The following is a 23,509-nucleotide window of genomic DNA, read 5'->3' as shown; positions in this document are numbered from 1 at the left end:
CGGCCAGGTCGGCCGGAGTGACGCTGAAGCGTTACGTCACCGCACGCCCCGTCGCCGTCGCGCTTCAGCCGGCGCTCTGCTCCTCCGCCAGGATGCGATCCAGCGCCTCGTCGAGGTGGGCGTCGAAGTCGGCGAGCGCACCCTCCTGGCCCAGCGGCACGAGCTTGTCGGTGCGGTCGAGAAACGCCACCAGCGGGGCCGTCGACGAGCGGAACAGGGCGCGGTCGCCCCCGACCTGCAGACGGATCAGCACCTCGTTCGGGGAGTCGGTGCCGACGGGCGAGATCCGCACATCGCCGTCCCCGCACGGCGTCCCCACGCCGTCGATCAGCAGCTCACGCCCGAAGGCCCAGGTCACCGGGGCGTCCCCCGGCAGATGGAAAGTGAGCCGGACGGCATAGGGATCGCAGGTCTCGTACCGCAGCTCCACCGGGATGCGGAAGGAGAGCTCCTCCGACACGAGAAAGCTCATCATGACCTCTGCCTGTACGGACTCGCGCATCGCTACCCCGTCATCTGCCGTCGACTGGCCGGGAATCATCCCCGTAAACACTGTGGCATCTTGCTGAACGTACACAACAGATCACAACCAGTGAGTTTTCAGATGCTGATAGAGAGCGCCAGGGAGCCGAGCCGGCGTCCGGCCTCGCTCTGCAGTTGGTGGGCTGTGGGCAGCAGACGGTCGGCCTGGTGGGCGGGGAGGGAGAAGGCCAGCGTCGCGGCGGCCGTGCCCACCGTCACCGGGATCGCCGCGCAGACCGTCCCCAGCGCGTACTCCTGCCGCTCGGTCACCGGTTCCATGCGTCCCGTCCGCTCCAGACGGCGCAGGAAGGAGTGGTCGTCCCGGACTGTGTAGGGCGTGACCGAGCGCACCGGATAGCGGCTTAGGTGGTCACGGCGGGCCTCGTCGTCCAGCTGGGACAGCAGGCATTTGCCGATCGCGTGGGCGTGGCCCGTCTCTCGGAAGTCGGCCCACTCCGGCACCGCCGGGTTCCCGGGGCTCTCGGAGACGCACACGACCTCGATCTCGCCGTCGCGATACACCGCGTAGTACAGCGGAACACCGAGCAGATCACGCCATCGGGCGAGCGTGTCGACGAGTGTGCTGCGACGTTTCTGCTCCGCTCCGCTGCTACTCAGCCGCTCGGCGGCCTCGCCCAGGAAGAACAGTCCCCGGTCGCGGTGCAGATATCCCTCGTGCACCAGGGTGCGCAACAGGTGATAGGCCGTGGGCAGCGCGAGGCCGGTCTCGCGGGCCAGTTGCTTGGCCGGTGCGCCGTGCGCGTGCCGGGCGACGGTCTCCAGCAGGCGCATCGCGCGCTGGACCGACCCGATGAGGGTCTGGGACGACCGCTGCTGTTCCGGGACGCTCGGACGTGACCGTTCCATGACCGCCCCGGAGCACGGCTGGGCGGGCAGTGCCACGGAGGGCGCCGGCGCCCGGGGCGCGGGTGATGCCTGCCGTTCTGCGGGTGCGGTGTCAACCGTGGCCAAGGGTCACTCCGGAGCGAGGGAAGGCAGCCGTGTGCGGAACACGGTGAGGGGTATGCCGCCCGCGGGGCCGGCCCCGCGTCGATTCCCGGACCCTATCCGCCTGCCACCGCTCGCAGGCGGTCCGTCGCGCAAACTTCCCTCCCGCGAGGGAACCGGCGATTCCTGTTACCGCTCACCGGTGCCAGCGCCGCTCACCAGTCACTGCGCGAGGCCGAGCTCGCCCTCACCTTCCGCACGACGTAGATCAGCCCGCCGACCAGCGCCACGAAGACCAGTGCCTTGAACAGCAGGTACACCACGAAGTGCACCACGCTCGCTATCAGGCTGCCGAAGACGACCAGGGCGATGACCGGCACCGCGACCCACTTCACCCACCACGGCAGACCCGCGAAGATCTCTCGCATCGCCTTCGTCCTCACCTCTCCGCCCGCCGCTGTGCCGGGTCCTGTGGGAAGCCCGCCGGTCCAGACGCCGGCAGCTCCTGATGTGCTGCACCCGATGCTAGGGGCGGCAGGAGGCCTGGCGGGGGTCTCGCATCCCTTGTCCTCCCCTGACCGGTCCCCTAGGGAATCCCGGACCCGCGTCTCAGGCTTCCGGCGGAGAGAACACCACCAGGACCCGCAGGTCCTCGCTGATGTGGTGGAACTTGTGGGCGACCCCGGCGGGCACGTACACCACGCTGCCGCGCGCCACCTCGGTCGTCTCCAGTCCGACCGTGAGGGAGGCGCGGCCGCTGACGACGAAGTAGACCTCGTCCTGGTGGTGCGGCTTCTGCGGGTCGTGGTCCCCCGCGTTCAGCGCGTACAGGCCGACCGACATGTTCCGCTCCCGCAGGAACTGAAGGTAGGCGCCCTCGTTGGCGGCTCGCTCCGCCTCCAGTTCGTCCAGCCGGAATGCCTTCATCGCCTCGCCCGTACTCGGTGCCGATCTCGTCTGCCACGATCAGACACATGAAGAATTTCATAGTCAAGACGATCGCCAACGCGGGCGCCCTCGCGGTCGCCGTCTGGCTCCTCGACAAGATCACGCTGACCGGTGACAGCACCGGCAGGAAGATCGGCACCCTGGTCGCCGTCGCGCTGGTCTTCGGCCTGGTGAACCTGGTGGTCAAGCCCATCGTGAAGGTGCTGACCCTGCCGCTGTTCCTCCTGACGCTCGGCCTGATCACGCTGGTGGTCAACGCGCTGATGCTGCTGCTGACCTCGTGGGTGTGCGGCGAACTGCACCTGAGCTTCCACGTCGAGGGCTTCTGGACCGCCGTCCTCGGCGGCCTGATCGTCTCGGTCGTCTCCTGGGTCCTCAATCTCGTCCTGCCCGACGAGGACTGAACGCCCGGCCGGCCGTCGGCTCGGACCACGTCGCAGCAAGGAGAGGGCGCGACGGGTCCACCGCTTCCCCGTCCCCCGCGACGGCCTGAGAAGGTGGAGGACGGCGAGCCCCGGTCCGCTCGCCGCGGCACGAGAGCATCTGGAGGGACGGCGGCATGAACGATTCCGCTAGGGACAACGAGGGCGCCGGGATGCCGCAGACCGACGCCGCCGGCTCCGGCGACGCCACCCGTGCGGTGCGGGCCGGCCTGCCCGCACCGGTCAAGCACGAACCGACCCTCCCGGGACCGGTCTTCGCCGCACACTTCCATCTGCCCGGTGATCCGACGGGCCCGTACACCTACGGCCGCGACGAGAATCCGACCTGGACCCTGCTGGAGCGCGCCATCGGCGAGCTGGAGGCCCCCGAGCAGGACGGTGTGGAGACGCTGGTCTTCGCCTCCGGCATGGCGGCCATCTCCTCGGTGCTCTTCTCGCAGCTGCGCGCCGGCGAGGCAGTCGTCCTGCCCAGCGACGGCTACCAGGCGCTGCCGCTGGCACGCGCCCAGCTCGAGGCCTACGGCATCGAGGTGCGCACCGCGCCGACCGGGGGTGACGCCCAGCTCGAGGTGCTGGACGGGGCCCGTCTGCTGTGGATCGAGTCCCCCTCGAACCCCGGGCTCGACGTCTGCGACATCCGGCGGCTGGTCGAGGCGGCCCACGCGCAAGGTGCCCTCGTCGCCGTCGACAACACCCTCGCGACGCCGCTCGGGCAGCGGCCGCTGGCGCTCGGGGCCGACTTCTCGGTGGCCAGCGGCACCAAGCAGCTCACCGGGCACGGAGACGTCCTGCTGGGTTACGTCGCCGGCCGCGATGCCGAGGCGATGGCCGCCGTACGCCGCTGGCGCAAGATCGTCGGGGCGATCCCCGGGCCCATGGAGGCCTGGCTGGCGCACCGTTCGATCGCGACGCTGCAGCTGCGCGTGGAGCGGCAGAACGCCTCGGCCCTCACTCTCGCCGAGGCCCTGCGCGAGCGCCCCGAGGTGACCGGACTGCGTTACCCGGGGTTGCCCGACGACCCCTCGCACAAGGTGGCCTCGCAGCAGATGCGGCGCTACGGATGCGTGGTGTCCTTCACGCTGCCCACGCGCGAGCGTGCGGAGCGGTTCCTCGACGCGCTGCGCCTGGTGGACGACGCGACGAGCTTCGGCGGCGTGCGCTCCACCGCCGAGCGGCGCGGCCGCTGGGGCGGCGACGCGGTGCCGGAGGGCTTCATCCGGCTGTCGGTCGGGGCGGAGGACTCCGCGGACCTGGTGGCGGACGTGCTGCGGGCGCTGGACGAGTCGGCGGACTGATCTTCCTGGTCCTGGCAGCCAAGTGCTCCTCCGGACGCCCGAGGGCCTCCGGAGGAGCACGGCGGACGGTCCGAACCTCCCCCCTCGTGGCTCGGACCGCCCTCGGTTCCGCGCGCGAAGAACCGCGCGACCAAGGCTAGTTGACTCTCTGTCAGTGTCCAATCACGGTAGCGACAGAGACCTATCGACATATTTATAGTTGGGCTGGTCCTGGGCGGCGGGACGCGGAGCGCAGGGCGCGAGCCGCCGCGCGCACCAACGGCGCCGAGGGGGAAGGGAGCGCGATGGATCTGGCGTTGCTGCGCACCTTCGTGACCGTGCACCGGGCGGGCTCCTTCACCCGTGCCGCCGCGCTGCTGGGCCTCTCCCAGCCGGCGGTCACCTCCCAGATCCGCACCCTGGAACGGCAGCTGGGCCGGCCCCTGTTCCTGCGCCGGGCCCGCGGTGTGACCCCGACGACCATCGGCGACGAGCTCGCGCACAAGGCAGCGCCGCATCTCGACGCCCTGGTGGAGATCACCGAGACCGGCCTGGACGACGAATCCTCCTTGCGCACCCTGCACCTGGCCGGACCGCCGGAGTTCACCGCGGAGCGGGCGCTGCCCGCTCTCACCGAGCTGACCGGTGACGACGGGCAGCCGTTCGCCCTGCGCGCGTCCTTCGGCAACGCCGAGGAGACACTGGAGGGACTGGCAGCAGGCCATCACGATCTGGCCATCAGCACGGTCCGTCCCCGGGGAGCGCTGCTCACCGCCACAGCGCTGTGCGACGAGGAGCACGTCCTCGTCGCGGCGCCGCGGTGGACGGACGGGATCGGCGCGACGGCGGCACCCGGCGCGGACGCCTCCACCCTGGAGCATGTCCCGGTGGTCGAGGTCCACGAGTCGCTGCCGTTCGTCTCCCGCTACTGGGCCTCCGTGTTCGACTCCCGGCCCGCCACGTCCGGGACCGTGATCGTGCCCGATCTCCGCGCGGTCCTCGCCTGCGTCGTCGCCGGCGCAGGGCTTGCGGTGCTGCCCCGCTATCTGTGCGCCGCCGCTTTGGAGCGCCGCGACGTCGTGGCCCTCCATGAGCCGGCGGTGCCTCCGTTGCGGACATACTTCCTGGTGGCGCGCAGCGGCACCCTGGCGGTGCCGCACATCGCGAGGGCCCACGCGTGGCTGTCGCAGGCCGCCACGAGCTGGTGCTGAGCCCCCCGTGCGCGGGACAGCTCCCGGTGCGCCCGCGGTGACGTTCCGCGATGTTTCACGTGGAACCAGCTGGGCCACATTCCTCCCATGACCGTCCGACCCGTGGTCAAGCGCACCGCCCGCGCCGTCCTTCTCGACGGTGACGACCTGATCCTGATCAAACGCACCAAGCCCGGTGTGGATCCCTACTGGGTCACACCCGGGGGCGGGGTGGAACCGGGGGACACGACCGTCGTCGACGCCCTCCACCGTGAGGTCTACGAGGAACTCGGCGCGAAGATCACCGACGTGGTGCCCTGCTTCGTGGACACCGTGGAGCACATCGGTGAGGACGGCGGGGCGACCGGTGTGAAGGTGCAGCACTTCTTCGTCTGCCGCCTGGAGTCCATGAACCCGGCCCTGCGGCACGGCCCCGAGGTGGACGAGCCCGCCGGCGAGTACGAGATCGTCCGGGTGCCGTTCACCCGGGTCGGCATCGCGTCCGTCCATCTGGTCCCGTTGTCCCTGCGGCACTACCTGGACGGCAACATCGAGGGCGTCCGAGCCATGCACGCCCCTGACCTGGGCTGACTCCCCCGGGTCGGCACAGCACGGGCAGTACCCACCTTCGGCACGAACCCGTCCGGTGTCCAAAAGAACACAGGTGCCCTTCGAAACGGGTGGACGCCGGCGGCGCGCGTCGGTCAGCCTGACCTGCGTGCCGACTCCTTCCCCCGCCGCTTCGCCCATCCGCCGGCTGACGCCTCGCGACCTCACCGCCTGCGCCGACCTCTCCGAGAACCGGGGGTGGCCGCGGGAGGAACACAAGTGGGGCCTCCTGCTCACCGCGGGGAGGGCGTACGGCATCGACGACCCCGACGGCGGGCTCGTCGCCGCATGCGTCGTCACGGAGTACGGTCCGCAGCACCGCCCGGACTTCGCGGCCGTCGGCATGGTCCTGGTCGCCGAACGGCATGCCCGGCAGGGCATCGGGCGCCGGCTGATGCGCCATGTGATCGCCGCGATGCAGACGACGCCGCTGACCTTGCACGCCACACCGAACGGCCGCCCTCTCTACGAGGAGCTCGGCTTCAAGGTCACCGGCCGCGCCGAGATGGTGCGCGGTCACTTCACGCCGGAACGGACGGCGTCCGGCGTCACCACCCGCGTGGCCACCGCCGACGACCTCCCCGGCATCCTCCGCCTGGATCAGGACGTGCTCGGCGCCGACCGCACGCACATCATCGCGCGGCTGCCCGCCTTCGCCGACCAGCTGCGCGTGGCCGAGGACGGTGGCCGCATCATCGGGTACGCGGCCGCCTGGCCCAACATGGACACCCATGTCGTGGGACCGCTGATCGCCCGGGACACGGAGACCGCGCAGGCTCTGGTCGCCTCACTCGCCGCGCACACCGACCGCCCGCTGCGGACCGACGTCGACGTGCGGCACGAGGAGTTGCTGGGCTGGCTGAAGGAACGGGGCCTGGAGCCCATCGCCACCAACGCCGTCATGACCCACGGAACCCCGGAGCTGCCCGGGGACTGGACCCGGCGGTTCGCTCCGCTGACGGTCGCGGCGGTCTGAGGACGGAAGGCGTCCAGGCACCTACCGGCTCCCCTTCCGGGAGCCGGTAGGTGCCGCCAGGAGGCGCCGGGGGGTGAGCGAGGTCGTTGTCTGCCAGGATCCGCCGTTCCTGAGCCGGTCCGGTCCGCAGCGGACACCGAGCGGACAGAGTCGACAGCGGGTCTCGCTTTCCTCCCCAGCCACTTGCATACGCCGGTTATGCGCACATAAAGGCTATTGCGCCATTGTCCTATCCTGGTCATCAGCATCGGGACGGAGGAAAAGGCCCATGACAGCGACGGACCCCGCGCTCACCGCCCTCTCCCAGGGATGGGGCGCCCTCTCCCTGCTGCACGGCAGGATCGAGGCGCACATCGAGCGCGCCCTGCAGGCCGGGCACGATCTGAGTGCGCGCGAGTACTTCCTGCTGGACGTCCTCAGCCGACAGCACGACGGGGAAGGCGGCCATCTGCAGATGAAGCAGGTCGCCGACGCGGTCGTGCTCAGCCAGAGCGCCACCACCCGGCTGGTCACCCGGCTCGAGGACCGAGGTCTGCTCGAGCGCTATCTGTGCCCCACCGACCGACGCGGCATCTACACCAATGTCACCGAGGCCGGCCTCAAGCTGCTCGAAGAGGCCCGGCCGACCAATGACCGCGCGCTGCGCGATGCGCTCGACGAGGCAGCCAAGAACCCGGACCTCGCGCCGCTGGTCCGGGCCGTGGAGTCGCTCCACGCTCCTGCCACGGCGTAATCCCGACGGTCGTGACCGCCCCGCGTAGGGTGCGGGGGCATGGAAGATCTCGACATACGGCCCGCCGTCGCCGACGACGTCCCTGCCATCGTCGGCATGCTCGCGGACGACCCGCTGGGCGCACAGCGCGAGTCGCCGGACGACCTCGCTCCGTACCAGGCCGCACTGGAACGGCTCAGCAGCGACCCGAACCAGCACCTGGTCGTCGCGGTACGCGAGGGACGCGTCATCGGCACGCTGCAGCTCTCGATCATTCCCGGACTGTCCCGGCGCGGCTCCACCCGGTCGATCATCGAAGGCGTACGGGTCCATGCCGACGAACGCGGCAGCGGCCTGGGCACACAGCTCATCGAGTGGGCGATCGGCGCCTCGCGGTGCCACGGCTGCCAGTTGGTGCAACTGACCTCGGACGCGACACGCACCGACGCCCACCGTTTTTACGAGCGGCTGGGTTTCACGGCCTCACACGTGGGCTTCAAGCTCCAGCTCTGACCTCGGCACCGACGCGCCGGACCTCGGACGTCGTGCCTCGGCTTCGGCTTCGGCTTCGGCTTCGGCTTCGGCTTCGGCTTCGGCTGCCGGACGATCGAGCCCGGCCCGGCCGGCGCAAAGGCAAGGCGTCCTGTTCCACGTGAAACAGGACGCCTGTCATGCCGACGGGCACAAGGCCTGGTCTGGGTCACCCAGGCGTTGCGCCGACCGGAAGGCACCGCACCTCACAGCCGGTCTGTTGCCAGCGACAGGACCTAGCCGATGCCCCGCCACCCCTCCGGGTCGGTTCCGCCGGGCAGGGGCGCCGAGTCGTCGTACGGCTGCCGGGTGAAGACGAAGGATCCGAGGTCGAGGTGGCTGACCGAACCGTCAGGCCGTCGCACCACCCGCAGCAGCTCGCCCGCGTAGTACCCCTCCAGACCCGTCCAGGTTCCGTCGCCGTTCTGCCGGAACCTCGACCGGCGCCCCCTCCCGGACAGCGGCTCCAGTGACACAAGGCCGTCCGCCGTCAACCGCAGCGCGAAGCCCTGCGTGCCCCAGTACCACTGCCCCACGTACTCCAGCACCGACGGGTCGGCCTCCCGCAGCGGCCGCCACGGTGCGGGGATGCGCGGTTCGGCCTCGGTGACGATCCGCAGCAGGTCGGCGCCCACCGTGGACAGCGCGGGGCCGGAGGTGCAGTTGGCCAGGACGACGCAGGCCACGTCGTCCTCCACGCTGAGGGTGAGGTTCGCCAGGAAACCCGGCAGGGACCCGGAGTGCCCCACGAGCACCCGGCCGCCGCAGTGCTGGATCTGCAGGCCGAGTCCGTACGTCGCTCCGTCCGCCAGGTCCGCCACCTCGGCCGGAGCCGCGGGCGTCCGCATCTCCCGCACGGATTCCGCGCTGAGCACGCTGTCGTGACCGTGGGCCAGGAAGACCGCGAAGCGGGCCAGGTCGCCGGTGGTGGACCACAACTGCCCGGCGGGGCCCATCCGGCCGAGATCCTCGGCGGGCTCGGGCAGCATCACATCGGCCCAGGGATGGACCGCCCAGCCGCCCGCATGCGGATCCCGCGGGCGCACACTCGTCCGGTACAGGCCCAGCGGCTCGAGCACCTCCCGCTGGAGGACGTCCTCCCAGGAGGCGCCCCGTACCTGTTCGACCAACGCCCCCAGCAGGGCGTATCCGGGGTTCGAGTAGTGGTGCCGCCGGCCCGCCGGATGCCGTAGGGGCTGCTCACCGAGGAGATCGGTCAGTTCCGGACGCAGCGATCCGGGGGTCCGCTCCCACCAGGGCCCCGGCGTCTCGGCAGCCAGCCCACTGGTGTGGGCCAGGAGTTCGGCGATGGTCGCATGCCCCGCCCCTGTCCCGGGCAGGTGCTTCTCCAGTGGATCACCGAGGTCGAGGGCGCCCTCGTCACGCAGCCGCAGTACGAGCACGGCGGTGAACGTCTTGGTGATCGAGCCGATCCGGTACTGCACGTTCTCGTCGGGAGCGTGCTCGTCCCTCATGCTCCGCGCGCCGTGCCACACCGCGCGGCTGCCCCGGACGACCGCCGCGACCAGGGACGGTGCGCGCCCTTCGGCCTGGGCCAGGGCGATCCGGTGCAGCAGGGCCCGTCGCGTGCCGGGCAGCAGTTCTTCCTGAGTAGTCGTCATGCCCCCAGTCCATCCGGCGTGGGCGCGCACGTCGAGTGCGGGGGCCTTCCACAGTGCCCGCCCACGGGCTCTCGCCAACGCTGTTCTGCCGACAGCCAAGAACCGGCCCGACCGCGCTCGGCCATCGCTACCGTCCGGTCTCATGACGACGGTCACCACGCGCACGGTGGAATACCCGGCCGACGGCCTCACGATGATCGGACACCTCGCGCTCCCCGCCGGTGTCGACCGCCGGCCCGCGGTCCTGATCGGGCCCGAGGGGCCAGGGCTGAACGACTTCCAGCGCCGCCGGGCCGACGCCCTCGCCGTACTGGGGTACGTGGCGCTGGCGTTCGACATCAACGGCGGACGCTGGTTCAGCGACCCGCAGGAGATGCTGGCCCACGTGACCCCGCTACTCGCCGACCCCGACCGGATGCGGGGGATCGGCCATGCGGCGCTCGACGTACTGCGTGCCGAACCGCGGGCCGACCTCGCCCGGACAGCCGCCGTCGGCTACGGCACCGGAGGCGCGATCGCGCTGGAACTCGGGCGCGACGGCGTCGACCTGCGGGCAATCGGGACGGTCAACGCGGTGACCACGGGCCGGCCGGGTGAGGCCGCGCGCATCCGCTGCCCGGTGTGGGCCGGCGTCGGCTCGGAGGACCCGATCATGCCCGCCGAGCAGCGGGAGGCCTTCGCCGCCGAGATGCAGGCCGCGGGCGTCGACTGGCGCCTGACGGTGTACGGCGGAGCCCAGCACGCCTTCCACCACCCGACGGTCGGCCACACCGTGCTACCGGGTGTCGCCCATCACCCGCAGCACGCGCAGCGGGCCTGGCGCGACATCGTCGCCCTGCTCGCCGAGTGCCTGCCCGTGGCGGACTGACCCGGGCCGCTCGCTGACCCGGGACCCCTCACCTCGCCGCGCCCCTACCAACGCGGCCGGCAGGAAGCGGGCGGCCGGATCGCGCGGCCGGAGCCGGGAGGCCGCCCTCGCGTCATCAGGTCTGCGCCATGTCCACGAACCGCGAGTAGTGGCCCTGGAAGGCGACGGTGATGGTCGCCGTCGGGCCGTTGCGGTGCTTGGCGACGATCAGGTCCGCCTCGCCGGCGCGCGGGGACTCCTTCTCATAGGCGTCCTCGCGGTGCAGCAGGATGACCATGTCGGCGTCCTGCTCGATCGAGCCGGACTCACGCAGGTCGGAGACCATCGGCTTCTTGTCGGTGCGCTGCTCGGGACCACGGTTGAGCTGCGAGAGCGCGATGACCGGGATCTCCAGTTCCTTGGCGAGCAGCTTCAGGTTCCGGGACATGTCCGAGACCTCCTGCTGACGGCTCTCGGCACGTTTGGAGCCGCCCGACTGCATCAGTTGGAGGTAGTCGATGACGACCAGCTTCAGGTCGTTGCGCTGCTTGAGGCGGCGGCACTTCGCGCGGATCTCCATCATCGACAGGTTCGGGGAGTCGTCGATGTAGAGCGGAGCGGCCGACACGTCCGGCATCCGCCGGGCCAGCCGGGTCCAGTCCTCGTCGGTCATCGTGCCCGACCGCATGTGGTGCAGCGCGACCCGGGCCTCGGCCGACAGCAGACGCATCGCGATCTCGTTACGGCCCATTTCGAGCGAGAAGATGACACTCGGCAGGTTGTGCTTGATCGAGGCGGCACGGGCGAAGTCGAGCGCGAGCGTCGACTTGCCCATCGCGGGACGGGCGGCGATGACGATCATCTGCCCCGGGTGCAGACCGTTGGTCAGCGAGTCGAAGTCGGTGAAGCCGGTCGGGACACCCGTCATCTCCCCGCTGCGCGAACCGATCGCCTCGATCTCGTCGAGAGCGCCTTCCATGATGTCGCCCAGCGGCAGGTAGTCCTCGCTGGTGCGCTGCTCGGTGACCGCGTAGATCTCCGCCTGGGCCCGGTTGACGATCTCGTCGACGTCGTCGTCGGCCGCGTAGCCCATCTGCGTGATGCGCGTGCCGGCCTCGACCAGGCGCCGCAGGACGGCGCGCTCGTGGACGATCTCGGCGTAGTACTCGGCGTTCGCCGCCGTCGGCACCGTCTGCACCAGGGAGTGCAGATAGGAGGCGCCGCCCACCTTGTTGATCTCACCGCGTCGGGTCAGCTCGGCGGCGATCGTGATGGGGTCGGCCGGCTCGCCCTTGGCGTAGACGTCGAGGATCGCCTGGTAGATCGTCTCGTGCGCGGGCTTGTAGAAGTCGTGTCCCTTGAGGATCTCCACGACGTCGGCGATGGCGTCCTTGGACAGGAGCATCCCGCCGAGGACCGACTGCTCGGCGTCCAGGTCCTGCGGCGGGACCCGCTCGAAGGAGGCGCTCGCACCGTCCCACGCACCACTGTCCCGGCCGCGGTCGTGCTGCTCGTCGCGGCCCCGGCCCCCGTCGGGGCGCCGGCGGGAGGCGGGCAGACGATCACTGGGACCGCTGTCGGCCCACGGGTCGTCCAAGGGCTCGGAAATGCTCAACCGAGCGACCTCCTCCCGTCCGCCGAGCGGACCTCGCCGTGCCCCTCTTTCCTACGGCACGGCACTGACACTTAAGAGGCCCTGCTCCGCTTCTGGCGCGTCATGTGGGCGACGCTTTCGAAGCCGGCGGACGGAGCGGGCGCCGGACCACGGTAGGCCCCCGGGCACCGTCAGCCAATCTGGTTATCCACAGGCCATGTGGACGAGCGGCCCGATGCTGTGGAGAACTCCATGAAACCTGTGCACGATCCGGTGGACAGCGCTGTGAACAAGCCCTCGCCTTATCCGAGCCAACTGCGCTGACCTGCAACTTTATGATCCACGGGCTGTGCAGAAGAAAAACTTCCCCGGTCGGATCAAGTTCGCTTGAAGTGTCACGCACATACGCAGGACACATACGCCCGAGTAAGGGTCACATGCCCTTTGCATCTCTTACCTGTGGACGGTTAGATTGGTGGCTATGACACAGGCCCCCGTACGCCCTGCCGCCGTGCGGCGCCGGCACGACCGCGAGATCGTCGCGCTCGCCGTTCCGGCCTTTGGCGCACTCGTCGCCGAGCCGCTCTTCGTCATGGCCGACAGCGCCATCGTCGGCCATCTCGGCACGGCGCAGCTCGCCGGGCTCGGCATCGCCTCGGCCCTCCTGACAACGGCCGTCAGCGTCTTCGTCTTCCTCGCCTACGCCACCACCGCGGCCGTCGCCCGGCGCGTCGGTGCGGGCGATCTCCAGGCCGCCATCCGCCAGGGCATGGACGGTGTCTGGCTGGCGCTCCTGATCGGCGCCGCCGTCATCGCGGTCGTCCTGCCCGGCGCTCCCGGCCTCGTGGACCTCTTCGGCGCCTCGCCCACGGCCGCCCCGTACGCGACGACCTACCTGCGCATCTCCAGCCTGGGCATCCCCGCCATGCTCGTCGTGCTGGCCGCCACGGGCATCCTGAGGGGACTGCAGGACACCCGGACACCGCTCTACGTCGCCATCGGCGGCTTCGTGGCCAACGCCGTCCTCAACGCCGGCCTCGTCTACGGCGCCGGACTCGGCGTCGCGGGCTCGGCCTGGGGCACGGTCATCGCCCAGTGCGGCATGGCCGCCGTGTACCTGGCCGTGGTCGTCCGCGGTGCCCGCCGCCACGGTGCCTCGCTGCGCCCGGACGTCGCTGGGATCAGAGCCTGCGCGCAGGCCGGCGCACCCCTGCTCGTCCGCACGCTCTCCCTGCGGGCGATCCTGATGATCGCGACAGCGGTGGCCGCCCGCCTGGGCGACGCCGACATCGCCGCGCACCAGATCATCCTGTCACTGTGGAGCCTGCTGGCCTTCGCACTCGACGCCATCGCGATCGCCGGACAGGCGATCATCGGGCGCTACCTCGGGGCCGGCGACGCCCAGGGCGCCCGGGCCGTCTGCCGCCGCATGGTGCAGTGGGGCGTCGCGGTCGGCCTGGTCCTCGGTCTCCTGGTAATCGTGACCCGGCCGGTCTTCCTGCCGCTGTTCACCTCCGACTCCCCCGTGCGGGAGGCCGCCCTGCCGGCGCTGCTCGTGGTGGCGCTCTCCCAGCCGGTCTGCGGCATCGTCTTCGTCCTCGACGGCGTCCTCATGGGTGCGGGCGACGGCCCGTACCTCGCCTGGGCGATGCTGGTCACGCTCGCGGTCTTCACCCCGGCCGCCGTGCTGGTGCCCGCACTCGGCGGGGGGCTCACCGCGCTGTGGGGCGCGATGACGCTGATGATGACCGTACGGATGATCACTCTCTGGCTGCGCACCCGCTCCGGGCGGTGGCTGGTGACGGGCGCGGCCCGCTGACCGTCGCGACCGGCCGCCGTTTCACGTGGAACACACGGACCACGGCCTCCGGTGAGGCACGGCGACCCAGCCACGAAGAAGGGCCGCACCCGGCGGGGTACGGCCCTTCTTCCAGCTGCTCCAGCCGAACGCGGTGATCAGCCCGCGACGACCTCGACGTCGACCTTCGCGGCGACCTCGGGGTGCAGACGCACGGACGTCTCGTGGGCGCCCAGGGTCTTGATCGGCGCACCGATCTCGATGCGGCGCTTGTCGACCTCCGGACCACCGGCAGCCTTGATCGCCGAGGCGACGTCGGCCGGGGTGACGGAACCGAAGAGACGGCCGGAGTCGCCCGAGCGGACGGCCAGACGGACCTTCACACCCTCGAGCTGGGCCTTGATCTGGTTGGCCTGCTCGATGGTCTGGATCTCGTGGATCTTGCGAGCACGACGGATCTGCTCGACGTCCTTCTCGCCACCCTTGGTCCAGCGGATCGCGAACTTCCGCGGGATAAGGTAGTTGCGAGCGTAGCCGTCCTTGACGTCGACGACGTCACCCGCGGCACCGAGGCCGGAGACCTCGTGGGTAAGGATGATCTTCATGTGTGGCTCACCCTTCCCTTATCGCGCGGTGGAGGTGTAGGGCAGCAGCGCCATCTCACGGCTGTTCTTGACGGCCGTGGCGACGTCACGCTGGTGCTGCGTGCAGTTGCCGGTCACGCGGCGGGCACGGATCTTGCCGCGGTCGGAAATGAACTTCCGCAGCATGTTCGTGTCCTTGTAGTCCACGTACGTGACCTTGTCCTTGCAGAAAGCGCAGACCTTCTTCTTCGGCTTGCGCACAGGCGGCTTCGCCATGGTGTTTCTCCTGTGTGATCAAGAAGTGTGGGTACGGCCCCGCCCTCGGCCCGGCCCGGTCCGGAAACCGGGCTGGACGCCCTAGAAGGGGGGCTCGTCCGAGTAGCCGCCACCGCCGCCGGAGCTGCCGCCCCAGCCGCCGCCACCCTGGTTGCCACCGGCGGGAGCGCCGGTCGCCCACGGGTCGTCGGCCGGAGCACCGCCCTGGCCGCCGCCGCTGGAGCCGCTGGGGCCGCCGCCCCAGCCGCCGCCGCCCTGGCCGCCACCGCCGCCGTAACCGCCCTGGCCACCGCGGCCCGTGGTCTTGGTGACCTTGGCCGTGGCGTTGCGCAGGCTGGCGCCGACTTCCTCGACGTCCAGCTCGTAGACCGTGCGCTTGACGCCCTCGCGGTCCTCGTAGGACCGCTGCTTCAGCCGGCCCTGCACGATGACGCGCATGCCTCGCTGGAGCGACTCGGCGACGTTCTCCGCCGCCTGGCGCCAGACCGAGCAGGTCAGGAACAGGCTCTCGCCGTCCTTCCACTCGTTCGTCTGACGGTCGAAGGTGCGGGGCGTGGACGCGACACGGAACTTCGCGACCGCCGCACCGGAGGGGGTGAAGCGCAGCTCGGGGTCGTCGACAAGATTGCCGACGACCGTGATGACGGTCTCGCCTGCCATGGGGGAACCTCTCGGCGGGTGTGCTGCTGGCTGCTGGGTGCTGCTACTCGAATCCCGGGATCAGCTGAGCGGGAGAGCTCAGTGGGTCTCGGGACGGAGGACCTTGGTCCGGAGGACCGACTCGTTCAGGTTCATCTGGCGGTCGAGCTCCTTGACGACCGCAGGCTCGGCCTGCAGGTCGATGACCGAGTAGATGCCCTCGGGCTTCTTCTTGATCTCGTACGAGAGACGACGACGGCCCCAGGTGTCGACCTTCTCGACCTTTCCGCCGCCGTCACGGACGACAGAAAGGAAGTTCTCGATCAGCGGGGAGACAGCGCGCTCCTCGAGATCGGGGTCGAGGATGACCATCACCTCGTAGTGACGCATGTGGAACCCACCTCCTCTGGACTCAGCGGCCACGGTCGTTCCGTGGCAGGAGGGTTGTGATGCGTGGTGCACCAATGCCTGCCAGTAAAACAGCCACCACTGACAATGGGGGCCGGCCGGCCGGATCCCCGGGCCGCTCCGTCGGATCGGGAGCGAGTGCCCGGCGTTCCGCCCCGACGTACTACCGGGCAGGCACGACAGGTGCAGACGGTACAGAGTACCCGCACCCCCGCTTCGGGTTGAAATCAGGCGGCAGGACCCGTCAACCTGGACACATCGGGTGTGTACGGCGCTACGATGCGCCGCCTTTCGCAGGAGGTGCCCCATGGCACAGGCATTGCGACCCAACACCGCGGGCAGCGGCCTCATGGCCACGGACGGCAAGCGCCACCCTCTCCAGGACACCCTGCTCGTGGTGACCCTGGTGCTGGGCCTGACGTCCTTCGTCACGGCGCTGTCGTCCCAGAGTCTGCACCTGCTGAGCTCCTGGACCGGCCTGGTCGGCATCCTCACCGGCGCGTACGGCCAGTGGGTGTCGGTGACGACACGCGAGCGTTTCGGGCTGATCCTCGGCCTCGGCGCCTCCGCGGTGGGCTTCTTCCTCGGCATGTGGCACGGCGGCCTGGTCGGCTGACACCCACACCCCTTCCACCTCCCACTGATCACGGTCACCGTCCGCCGGGAACCCGGCGGACGGCCGTGCACACGCGTGCAGGTGACACCCCGGCAGCCCATGGGCCGGTGCGAAGGTTCCGTACGGTCATTCGGGCCGCTCGCCCAGCGCAGTAGGCTTCGGCGAGAGCCGGACCCCTGTACCCATGGGGACACGCCAGCCCGAGGAGCGCCCCGAATGAGCCTGACCCTGAGGACCATCAGTCGAGAGCAGCATCTGGCCTATGTCCAGAGCCTGCCCGCTGCCAGTCACATGCAGGTGCCGGCCTGGGCGGACGTCAAGGCGGAGTGGCGCTCGGAGAACCTCGGCTGGTTCGACGACCGGACGGGCCAGCTCGTCGGCGCCGGTCTCGTCCTCTACCGTCAGCTCCCCAAGATCAAGCGGTACCTGGCGTACCTGCCCGAGGGCCCGGTCATCAACTGGTTCGCGCCGAATCTCGACGACTGGATCCAGCCGATGCTGGCGCACCTGAAGCAGCAGGGCGCCTTCTCGGTGAAGATGGGCCCGCCCGTGATCATCCGGCGCTGGGACGCCGACACCATCAAGAAGGGCATCCAGGACCCGGACGTGAAGCGTCTGCGCGACCTGGAGGCCGACTTCATCGAGCCGCGCGCCTTCGAGGTCTCCGACAAGCTGCGCCGCATGGGCTGGCAGCAGGGCGAGGACGGAGGCGCCGGCTTCGGCGACGTCCAGCCCCGCTACGTCTTCCAGGTGCCGCTGGCCAACCGCTCCCTGGAAGAGGTCCACAAGAACTTCAACCAGCTGTGGCGCCGCAACATCAAGAAGGCCGAGAAGGCCGGCGTCGAGGTGGTCCAGGGCGGTTACCAGGACCTGGAGGAGTGGCAGCGGCTGTACGAGATCACGGCGGTGCGCGACCACTTCCGCCCCCGTCCGCTGTCGTACTTCCAGCGCATGTGGACGGCCCTCAACTCCGAGGACCCCAACCGCATGCGGCTGTACTTCGCCCGCCACAACGGTGTGAACCTGGCTGCGGCGACCATGCTGATCGTCGGCGGCCACGTCTGGTACTCCTACGGCGCCTCCGACAACATCGGCCGTGAGGTGAGGCCGTCGAACGCCATGCAGTGGCGGATGCTGCGGGACGCCTACGCGCTCGGCGCCACCGTGTACGACCTGCGGGGCATCTCCGACTCGCTCGACGAGTCCGACCACCTCTTCGGTCTCATCCAGTTCAAGGTGGGCACCGGCGGGCAGGCGGCCGAGTACCTCGGCGAGTGGGACTTCCCGCTGAACAAGCTGCTCCACAAGGCGCTCGACATCTACATGTCGCGGCGCTGACCCCGCGTCTCGCGTTTCCCCCGTTTCCGTCTCCCTCCCTGCTACACCGCAGCCACGAGAAAGGTCCCAGGTCCGGCCATGGCGCTCACGCTCTACGTCGACACCGCGCGCTGGCGGGCGCATCACAAGCACGTGCAGGAGCAGTTCCCGGGTCTGGTCCCGGTCTGCAAGGGCAATGGCTACGGCTTCGGGCACGAGCGGCTGGCGGAGGAGGCCACACGGCTGGGCTCGGACATGCTCGCCGTCGGCACCACCTACGAGGCCGCGCGGATCAAGGACTGGTTCAGCGGTGACCTGCTGGTGCTGACGCCGTACCGGCGAGGCGAGGAGCCCGTGCCGCTGCCCGACCGCGTCGTGCGCTCGGTGTCGTCGGTCGACGGGGTCTACGGCCTGGTGGGGGCGCGCATCGTCATCGAGGTGATGTCCTCGATGAAGCGGCACGGCATCACCGAGCAGGAGCTGCCCCAGCTGCACGCCGCCATCGAGAACGTCCGCCTGGAGGGCTTCGCCATCCACCTGCCGCTCGACCGCGCCGACGGCTCCGATGCCGTCGAGGAGGTCATCGGCTGGATGGACCGGCTGCGTGCGGCCCGGCTGCCCCTGCACACCATGTTCGTCAGTCATCTGAAGGCCGACGAACTGGCCCGGCTGCAGCAGCAGTTCCCGCAGACCCGCTTCCGGGCGCGTATCGGCACCCGGCTGTGGCTGGGGGACCACGAGGCGACGGAGTACCACGGCGCCGTCCTGGACGTCACGCGCGTCGCCAAGGGCGACCGCTTCGGCTACCGGCAGCAGAAGGCGGCCTCGGACGGCTTCCTGGTGGTCGTCGCGGGCGGTACGTCGCACGGGGTGGGCCTGGAGGCCCCCAAGGCGCTGCACGGCGTCATGCCGCGTGCCAAGGGCGTCGCCCGGGCCGGCCTCGCCACGGTCAACCGCAATCTCTCCCCGTTCGTCTGGGGCGGCAAGCAGCGCTGGTTCGCGGAACCGCCGCACATGCAGGTGTCGATCCTGTTCGTGCCCTCGGACGCCCCGGAACCGAAGGTCGGCGACGAACTGGTGGCCCATCTGCGGCACACCACCACACAGTTCGACCGCATCGTGGATCGCTGAGCGTCCCCCCGCCGAGCCACAGGCCGTATCCGGAGACCTCCGGGTACGGCCTTTCGCGTACGGGCTCACCCGTCCGTTTCGCTCAGAGCGAACTGTCGTCGGCGGCGAACGGGTCGCGGCGTCCCCAGCCCGCGGCGCGCTCGTCGCAGTGGACAGCGTGGCGGGGCGGACGGGCCGCCGTCCCCAGGACGAAGACGTCCTCCGCCCCGTCGAGCACGCCGCCCGAGGGGTCGTCGTCCCCGGCGCGGCGCACCACGTCCCGCTCCGGCACGAGGATGTCGCGCACGACGACCGCGCACAGGTACAGCGTGCCGAGCAGGTGCACACCGATGGCCCAGTGGTAGCCGTCGGTGGGCAGGCCCTTGTGGGCGTCACCACTCATGGTGTACGCGAGGTACATCCAGATGCCCAGGAAGTACGCCACCTCGCACGCCTGCCAGACCAGGAAGTCCCGCCACTTCGGCCGGGCCAGCGCGGCCAGCGGGACCAGCCAGAGGACGTACTGCGGCGAGTAGACCTTGTTGGTGACGACGAAGGCCGCCACGACCAGGAAGGCCAGCTGGGCGAAGCGCGGGCGGCGCCGGGCGCTCAGCGCCAGTGCCGCGATGCCTCCGCAGCACAGCAGGATGAGCAGGGCCGCGACGGTGTTGACGGTGTCGGTGCTGAGGGGCCGGCGCGAGTTCTGAGCCAGGATCAGCCAGAACGAGCCGAAGTCGACGCCGCGCTCCTGGCTGAAGCGGTAGAACTTCGACCACCCCTCGAAGGCGAACAGCATCACGGGGAGGTTCACGACCAGCCAGGCGCCGACCGCGCCGCCCAGTGCCCTTCCGTACTCCCGCCACGTGCCGGCGCGCCAGCACAGCACGAGCAGCGGGCCGAGCAGCAGGACCGGGTAGAGCTTGGCGGCCGTGGCGAGCCCCAGGAGTACGCCGAAGGCGAGGGAACGGCCCCGGGACCACATGAGCATGGCGGCGGCCGTCAGAGCGACGGCGAGCAGGTCCCAGTTGATGGTGGCGGTCAGCGCCAGGGCGGGCGCCAGGGCGACCAGCAGGGCGTCCCAGGGCCGGCGGGCATGCGTACGGGTCACGCACACGGCGATGACGGCCGCGCACACCATGAGCATCCCGGCATTGACCACCCAGTACCACTGCTCCTGGTCCTGGATGCTCCCGCTGCCGGGAGTGAGCCAGGAGGCCACCTCCATGAAGAGCCCGGTGAGCACCGGGTACTCGAGGAAGTCCATGTCACCGGGGAGCCGGTCGAAGTACGGCACGAGACCGTCGGCGAAACCGCGGCCCTGGTAGAGGTGAGGGATGTCCGAGTAGCACGCCTTGGTGTACTGGGAGCTGGCCCCGAAGAACCAGGCGCCGTTGTAGCAGGGCGCCTTCTGGACCAGACCGAGGGCGAACATGCCGATCGCCACGAGCGCGATGATCCGCACGGGCGTCCACCAGGACGTCCCGAGCAGGGCGCGCCGTCCGACGGGGCCGCCGATCAGCTCACTGCCGGCCGCGGCAACCTCGTCCTCCTGGGTGGGCCGCACCGGACCGGGCTCGTGCACGCTCGCTTGCGTCGATTCAGCACTGGGCATGCCGCACATCCTGCCGTACGCATTCGGGGGCGCGCCGGGGCACGCGGCACCCGGCGGGATCACCGGCACATGTTTCACGTGAAACACCCAGGAGGCAACGGACCGGACACCGCGGACGAACGGCGCCTGCCGAATGAGGCCAGGCGCCCCTTGACGGTCAGGCGCCCATGGACGAGGAGCTGCGGGGTCCCCTGGGAGACGCGCCCGGCCACACAAAGAGGCCGGGCGCTCGGAGGGGTTCCGAGGGCCCGGCCCTTTCGCTGTCGAACGGCTCGGCGGCTAGTTGCTCGTGCCGCCGAAGATCCCGCCTCCGGGACCGTTGCCTCTGGTCGCGTTGCCACTGCTCTCGCTCGGCGACGGGGAGGTACTCGTGCCGCCGTCCGTGTTGCCGCCGTTGCCGTTCCCGCCGTTGCCGTTGCACCCGAAGAAGCCGCAGGTGTTGCTCGGCGACGGGGACGGGCTGGTGGACGTGACGCTCGGCGAGGGGCTCGGCGACGGGCTCTCCTCCACGGGCTCGGAGGGGGTGGGCGTCACCGACGGGCTCGGCACCGCGTTGACGATCTCGCCGATGGGCTCCGCGTCCGGGAAGGGCTTGTGCGCGTCGCCCTTCGTCGCCTCCGCCATGTAGTCCTTCCAGATCTGGGCCGGGATGTCACCACCGTGGATCGACGGGACACCGCCGGTACCGTTCATGGACAGCAGCTCGGCCTGGGCAGGGTCGGTGCGGAACAGCGTGACGGCGGTGGACAGCTCCCGCGTGTACCCGACGAACCACGCCGACTTGTTCTTGTCGGTCGTACCGGTCTTGCCGGCCGCCGGGAAGCCGATGTCCGCGATCTTCTTGGCCGTACCGTTCTCGACCACGTTCTCCAAGACGTCCGTGACGTTGTTCGCGATGTTCTCGTCGAGCGCCCGCTCGCCCTCCGGGGCCGAGAACCCGGGCAGGTTCCGGCCGTCCTTCTTCACCGCGGTGACCGAGTAGGGCTCGTAGTGCGTTCCCGAGCTGGCGAAGGTGCCGTACGCGTCCGCCATGCGGATGGCGCTCGGGGTGGACGTACCCAGCGAGAACGACACGTTGCGCAGGTTCCCCTTGTCGAAGGACTCCGGGAGGATGCCGATCGACTGCGCCAGGGTCCGGGTGTTCTCCAGGCCGACGTCGATGCCCAGCTGGGCGAACGGCGTGTTGATCGACTGCTCCATGGCCTTCTTGAGGGTGACCATGCCCCAGTCCGTGGTGCCCTCGTTCTTCTGGCGGAACGGCTTGCCGTCGTTGCCCATGATCGGGTCGCCGTTCTGGTTCCGGATCACGACCAGGTCGTCGCCGTTGTACCGGGCCAGGGGGGACAGCGGCTCGGGGCGGGTCTCGTAGGTGCCGTACTTCATCGCCGCGGCCAGCACGAACGGCTTCCAGGTCGAGCCGACCGGGACACCCGAGGTGTTGGCGTTGTTGGTGTAGTGCCCCTTGTTGTAGCCGTCGCCGCCGTACAGCGCGACGATCGCGCCCGAGTTCGGGTCGATCGAGGCCGCGCCGAACTGGACGTGCGTGTCGAGCTCCGGACGCTTCTTGGGGTCGAGGAAGCTCTTCTTCGTCTTCTGGACCGCGTCTGTCAGCTCCTGGACCTTCTTCCTGTCGAAGGTCGTGTAGATCCGGTAGCCGCCCTTCTCGAGCTGCTCTGGGGTCAGGCCCGTCTTCTTCGCCACGTACTCCTTGGCGATGTCGACGAGGTAACCCGTCTGTCCGGACAGGGAGGAGGTGGGCGCCTTGAACTTGGGGAACTTGCTGGGGTCGGGCCGCTCCGCCGCCGGCAGCTTCCCCAGCTCGACCATGCGGCCCAGGATCCAGTTCCACCGCTCCCTGGCCCGCTCGGTGTTGGCCTTCTCGGTGGCCGCCGCGCCGATGCCGCCGTCGGGGTTGTAGAGGTTGGGGCCCTTGAGGACGGACGCGAGGAAGGCGCACTGCTCGGTGGTGAGCTTCTTGGCGTCCACGCCGAAGTAGGCCTGGGCGGCGGCCTGGATGCCGTAGGCGTTGCGTCCGTAGTAGGCCGTGTTCAGGTAGCCCGCGAGGATCTCGTCCTTCGACATCTTCGAGTTGACCTTGATGGAGATGAAGAGCTCTTTGAACTTGCGGGAGACCGTCTGTTCCTGGCTCAGGTAGGTGTTCTTCACGAACTGCTGGGTGATGGTCGAGCCACCCTGCGTCTCACCGCCCCGGGCCATGTTGACGAACGCGCGGGCGATGCCCATCGGGTCGACGCCCTTGTCCGTGTAGAACGAGGCGTTCTCCGCGGAGACCACCGCGTTCTTCATGTCCTTCGGGATCTCCGACGGCGGCACGATCTGCCGGTTGGCCTGGCCGCCCGTGGCCGCCAACTGGGTGCCGTTGGACCAGTAGAAGACGTTGTTCTGGGCCAGGGCCGTCTCATTGACCTTCGGAATGCCGACCATCGCGTACCCGATGCCGGCCGCGACCATCAGCCCGCCGATGAAGGTGAGAAGGGTGCCGGTGACCAGCCGCCACGAGGGCAGCCAGCGGGCGGCTCCGTACTTGCCCGCCCGCGGATAGTCGATGAAGCCCTTCCGCGCGGGCGGCGCCGGGCGGCCCCTGCCCCGCCCGGGGCCGTTCGGGCCGCCGGGACCACCACGCCGTCCCGGCTCGGCCGTCCTGCGGCGGCCGCCGTTTCTCTGTGCGGCCCGGCGGGCCTCGGCGCGACCGCCGTAGGAATGCTCATCACCCCCCACGCCGGACGAGACCGACCCATAGGAACTGGGCCCATAGGAGTCGGCAGGAGATCCGGTGGCGCCTCGCGGTGCCGCGCGGCGGGTGGAGGACGAACCGGACTGGCCGCGTCGGGCCGCGGCACGTCCGCCTCCTTGCGGCTGCGGCGGTTTGCGACGGTGCTCGCTCATCGAACGATTACTCCTCGGGCAGGCGC

General features: G+C 70.1%; 24 protein-coding genes. 12 read left to right on the top strand and 12 right to left on the bottom strand.

The genetic code is table 11. The annotated features are described in order from the left end of the window. Window positions 1-64: 64 nt before the first annotated feature. The 4 genes from ABZ920_RS11295 to ABZ920_RS11280 form a co-directional block, all read right to left on the bottom strand. Entirely contained in the window at window positions 65-502 is a 438-nt protein-coding gene (locus tag ABZ920_RS11295) for an SsgA family sporulation/cell division regulator (RefSeq protein ID WP_361501758.1), read from the bottom strand. Window positions 503-600: 98 nt separating this feature from the next. Beyond that, the gene (locus ABZ920_RS11290; RefSeq protein WP_361501755.1) at window positions 601-1,389 is read right to left on the bottom strand and encodes a helix-turn-helix domain-containing protein; all 789 of its coding nucleotides are present in this window, start codon (window positions 1,387-1,389) and stop codon (window positions 601-603) included. 296 nt (window positions 1,390-1,685) lie between these two features. After that, window positions 1,686-1,898 carry a DUF5326 family protein gene (locus ABZ920_RS11285; RefSeq protein ID WP_361501752.1) on the bottom strand — a complete coding sequence of 71 codons (213 nt, stop codon included), beginning with the start codon at window positions 1,896-1,898 and terminating at the stop codon, window positions 1,686-1,688. Between the two features lie 181 nt (window positions 1,899-2,079). After that, window positions 2,080-2,397 (bottom strand): cupin domain-containing protein, encoded by a 318-nt coding sequence (locus ABZ920_RS11280; RefSeq protein ID WP_361501749.1) that lies wholly within the window; start codon window positions 2,395-2,397, stop codon window positions 2,080-2,082. 47 nt (window positions 2,398-2,444) lie between these two features. Here ABZ920_RS11280 and ABZ920_RS11275 point away from each other — a divergent pair, with 47 nt between their 5' ends. The 7 genes from ABZ920_RS11275 to ABZ920_RS11245 all read left to right on the top strand — a co-directional run bounded on the left by ABZ920_RS11275 (window position 2,445) and on the right by ABZ920_RS11245 (window position 8,135). Further along, complete coding sequence (locus ABZ920_RS11275; protein ID WP_361501746.1) at window positions 2,445-2,822, top strand: phage holin family protein; 378 nt, start codon at window positions 2,445-2,447, stop codon at window positions 2,820-2,822. A 155-nt stretch (window positions 2,823-2,977) separates the two neighbouring features. After that, a complete protein-coding gene (locus tag ABZ920_RS11270; RefSeq protein WP_361501743.1) occupies window positions 2,978-4,156 on the top strand; it encodes a cystathionine gamma-lyase in 1,179 nt (392 codons plus the stop codon). Between the two features lie 284 nt (window positions 4,157-4,440). Then, complete coding sequence (locus ABZ920_RS11265) at window positions 4,441-5,346, top strand: LysR family transcriptional regulator (RefSeq protein WP_361501740.1); 906 nt, start codon at window positions 4,441-4,443, stop codon at window positions 5,344-5,346. 87 nt (window positions 5,347-5,433) lie between these two features. After that, window positions 5,434-5,916: an NUDIX hydrolase gene (locus ABZ920_RS11260; protein ID WP_361501738.1), complete on the top strand. Its 483-nt coding sequence runs from the start codon at window positions 5,434-5,436 to the stop codon at window positions 5,914-5,916. A 127-nt stretch (window positions 5,917-6,043) separates the two neighbouring features. Further along, on the top strand, window positions 6,044-6,910 hold the full coding sequence (locus ABZ920_RS11255; RefSeq protein WP_361501736.1) for a GNAT family N-acetyltransferase: 867 nt from the start codon (window positions 6,044-6,046) through the stop codon (window positions 6,908-6,910). A gap of 268 nt (window positions 6,911-7,178) precedes the next feature. Then, window positions 7,179-7,643: a MarR family transcriptional regulator gene (locus tag ABZ920_RS11250; RefSeq protein ID WP_361501733.1), complete on the top strand. Its 465-nt coding sequence runs from the start codon at window positions 7,179-7,181 to the stop codon at window positions 7,641-7,643. A gap of 39 nt (window positions 7,644-7,682) precedes the next feature. Further along, window positions 7,683-8,135 (top strand): GNAT family N-acetyltransferase, encoded by a 453-nt coding sequence (locus ABZ920_RS11245; RefSeq protein WP_361501730.1) that lies wholly within the window; start codon window positions 7,683-7,685, stop codon window positions 8,133-8,135. Between the two features lie 254 nt (window positions 8,136-8,389). On the opposite strand, the gene ABZ920_RS11240 is transcribed toward ABZ920_RS11245, so the two are convergent. Next, window positions 8,390-9,775, bottom strand: a complete 1,386-nt coding sequence (locus ABZ920_RS11240) for a serine hydrolase domain-containing protein (protein WP_361501728.1) — start codon at window positions 9,773-9,775, stop codon at window positions 8,390-8,392. A gap of 142 nt (window positions 9,776-9,917) precedes the next feature. Between ABZ920_RS11240 and ABZ920_RS11235 the strand changes: the two genes are divergently transcribed. Continuing rightward, window positions 9,918-10,643, top strand: a complete 726-nt coding sequence (locus ABZ920_RS11235) for a dienelactone hydrolase family protein (protein ID WP_361501725.1) — start codon at window positions 9,918-9,920, stop codon at window positions 10,641-10,643. A 115-nt stretch (window positions 10,644-10,758) separates the two neighbouring features. On the opposite strand, the gene dnaB is transcribed toward ABZ920_RS11235, so the two are convergent. Continuing rightward, entirely contained in the window at window positions 10,759-12,237 is a 1,479-nt protein-coding gene (gene dnaB, locus ABZ920_RS11230; protein WP_361501722.1) for a replicative DNA helicase, read from the bottom strand. A gap of 460 nt (window positions 12,238-12,697) precedes the next feature. On the opposite strand from dnaB, the gene ABZ920_RS11225 reads away from it, so the two are divergent. Beyond that, window positions 12,698-14,035: an MATE family efflux transporter gene (locus tag ABZ920_RS11225; RefSeq protein WP_361501719.1), complete on the top strand. Its 1,338-nt coding sequence runs from the start codon at window positions 12,698-12,700 to the stop codon at window positions 14,033-14,035. A 137-nt stretch (window positions 14,036-14,172) separates the two neighbouring features. On the opposite strand, the gene rplI is transcribed toward ABZ920_RS11225, so the two are convergent. The 4 genes from rplI to rpsF form a co-directional block, all read right to left on the bottom strand. Continuing rightward, on the bottom strand, window positions 14,173-14,619 hold the full coding sequence (rplI, locus tag ABZ920_RS11220) for a 50S ribosomal protein L9 (protein WP_361501716.1): 447 nt from the start codon (window positions 14,617-14,619) through the stop codon (window positions 14,173-14,175). An 18-nt stretch (window positions 14,620-14,637) separates the two neighbouring features. Continuing rightward, complete coding sequence (gene rpsR, locus ABZ920_RS11215) at window positions 14,638-14,874, bottom strand: 30S ribosomal protein S18 (protein WP_003949403.1); 237 nt, start codon at window positions 14,872-14,874, stop codon at window positions 14,638-14,640. 81 nt (window positions 14,875-14,955) lie between these two features. Next, entirely contained in the window at window positions 14,956-15,534 is a 579-nt protein-coding gene (locus ABZ920_RS11210; RefSeq protein ID WP_361501714.1) for a single-stranded DNA-binding protein, read from the bottom strand. 78 nt (window positions 15,535-15,612) lie between these two features. Next, window positions 15,613-15,903, bottom strand: a complete 291-nt coding sequence (gene rpsF / locus ABZ920_RS11205) for a 30S ribosomal protein S6 (RefSeq protein WP_004985983.1) — start codon at window positions 15,901-15,903, stop codon at window positions 15,613-15,615. Between the two features lie 325 nt (window positions 15,904-16,228). Here rpsF and ABZ920_RS11200 point away from each other — a divergent pair, with 325 nt between their 5' ends. The 3 genes from ABZ920_RS11200 to ABZ920_RS11190 all read left to right on the top strand — a co-directional run bounded on the left by ABZ920_RS11200 (window position 16,229) and on the right by ABZ920_RS11190 (window position 18,985). Beyond that, window positions 16,229-16,537 carry a hypothetical protein gene (locus tag ABZ920_RS11200; RefSeq protein ID WP_361501711.1) on the top strand — a complete coding sequence of 103 codons (309 nt, stop codon included), beginning with the start codon at window positions 16,229-16,231 and terminating at the stop codon, window positions 16,535-16,537. A gap of 216 nt (window positions 16,538-16,753) precedes the next feature. Further along, entirely contained in the window at window positions 16,754-17,875 is a 1,122-nt protein-coding gene (gene femX / locus ABZ920_RS11195; protein ID WP_361501708.1) for a peptidoglycan bridge formation glycyltransferase FemX, read from the top strand. A gap of 78 nt (window positions 17,876-17,953) precedes the next feature. Continuing rightward, the gene (locus ABZ920_RS11190; RefSeq protein ID WP_361501705.1) at window positions 17,954-18,985 is read left to right on the top strand and encodes an alanine racemase; all 1,032 of its coding nucleotides are present in this window, start codon (window positions 17,954-17,956) and stop codon (window positions 18,983-18,985) included. A gap of 82 nt (window positions 18,986-19,067) precedes the next feature. Here ABZ920_RS11190 and ABZ920_RS11185 read toward each other — a convergent pair whose 3' ends face one another. Both ABZ920_RS11185 and ABZ920_RS11180 read right to left on the bottom strand, forming a co-directional pair. Beyond that, window positions 19,068-20,585 (bottom strand): glycosyltransferase 87 family protein, encoded by a 1,518-nt coding sequence (locus tag ABZ920_RS11185; RefSeq protein WP_361501889.1) that lies wholly within the window; start codon window positions 20,583-20,585, stop codon window positions 19,068-19,070. Between the two features lie 270 nt (window positions 20,586-20,855). Further along, window positions 20,856-23,483: a transglycosylase domain-containing protein gene (locus ABZ920_RS11180; RefSeq protein ID WP_361501702.1), complete on the bottom strand. Its 2,628-nt coding sequence runs from the start codon at window positions 23,481-23,483 to the stop codon at window positions 20,856-20,858. Window positions 23,484-23,509 lie beyond the last annotated feature (26 nt).

The sequence above is a fragment of the Streptomyces sp. NPDC046831 genome (genome assembly GCF_040645305.1).
GTDB lineage: Bacteria > Actinomycetota > Actinomycetes > Streptomycetales > Streptomycetaceae > Streptomyces.
The sequence above is the reverse complement of the archived record's forward strand: the minus strand, read 5'-3'. Positions and strand labels throughout refer to the sequence as shown.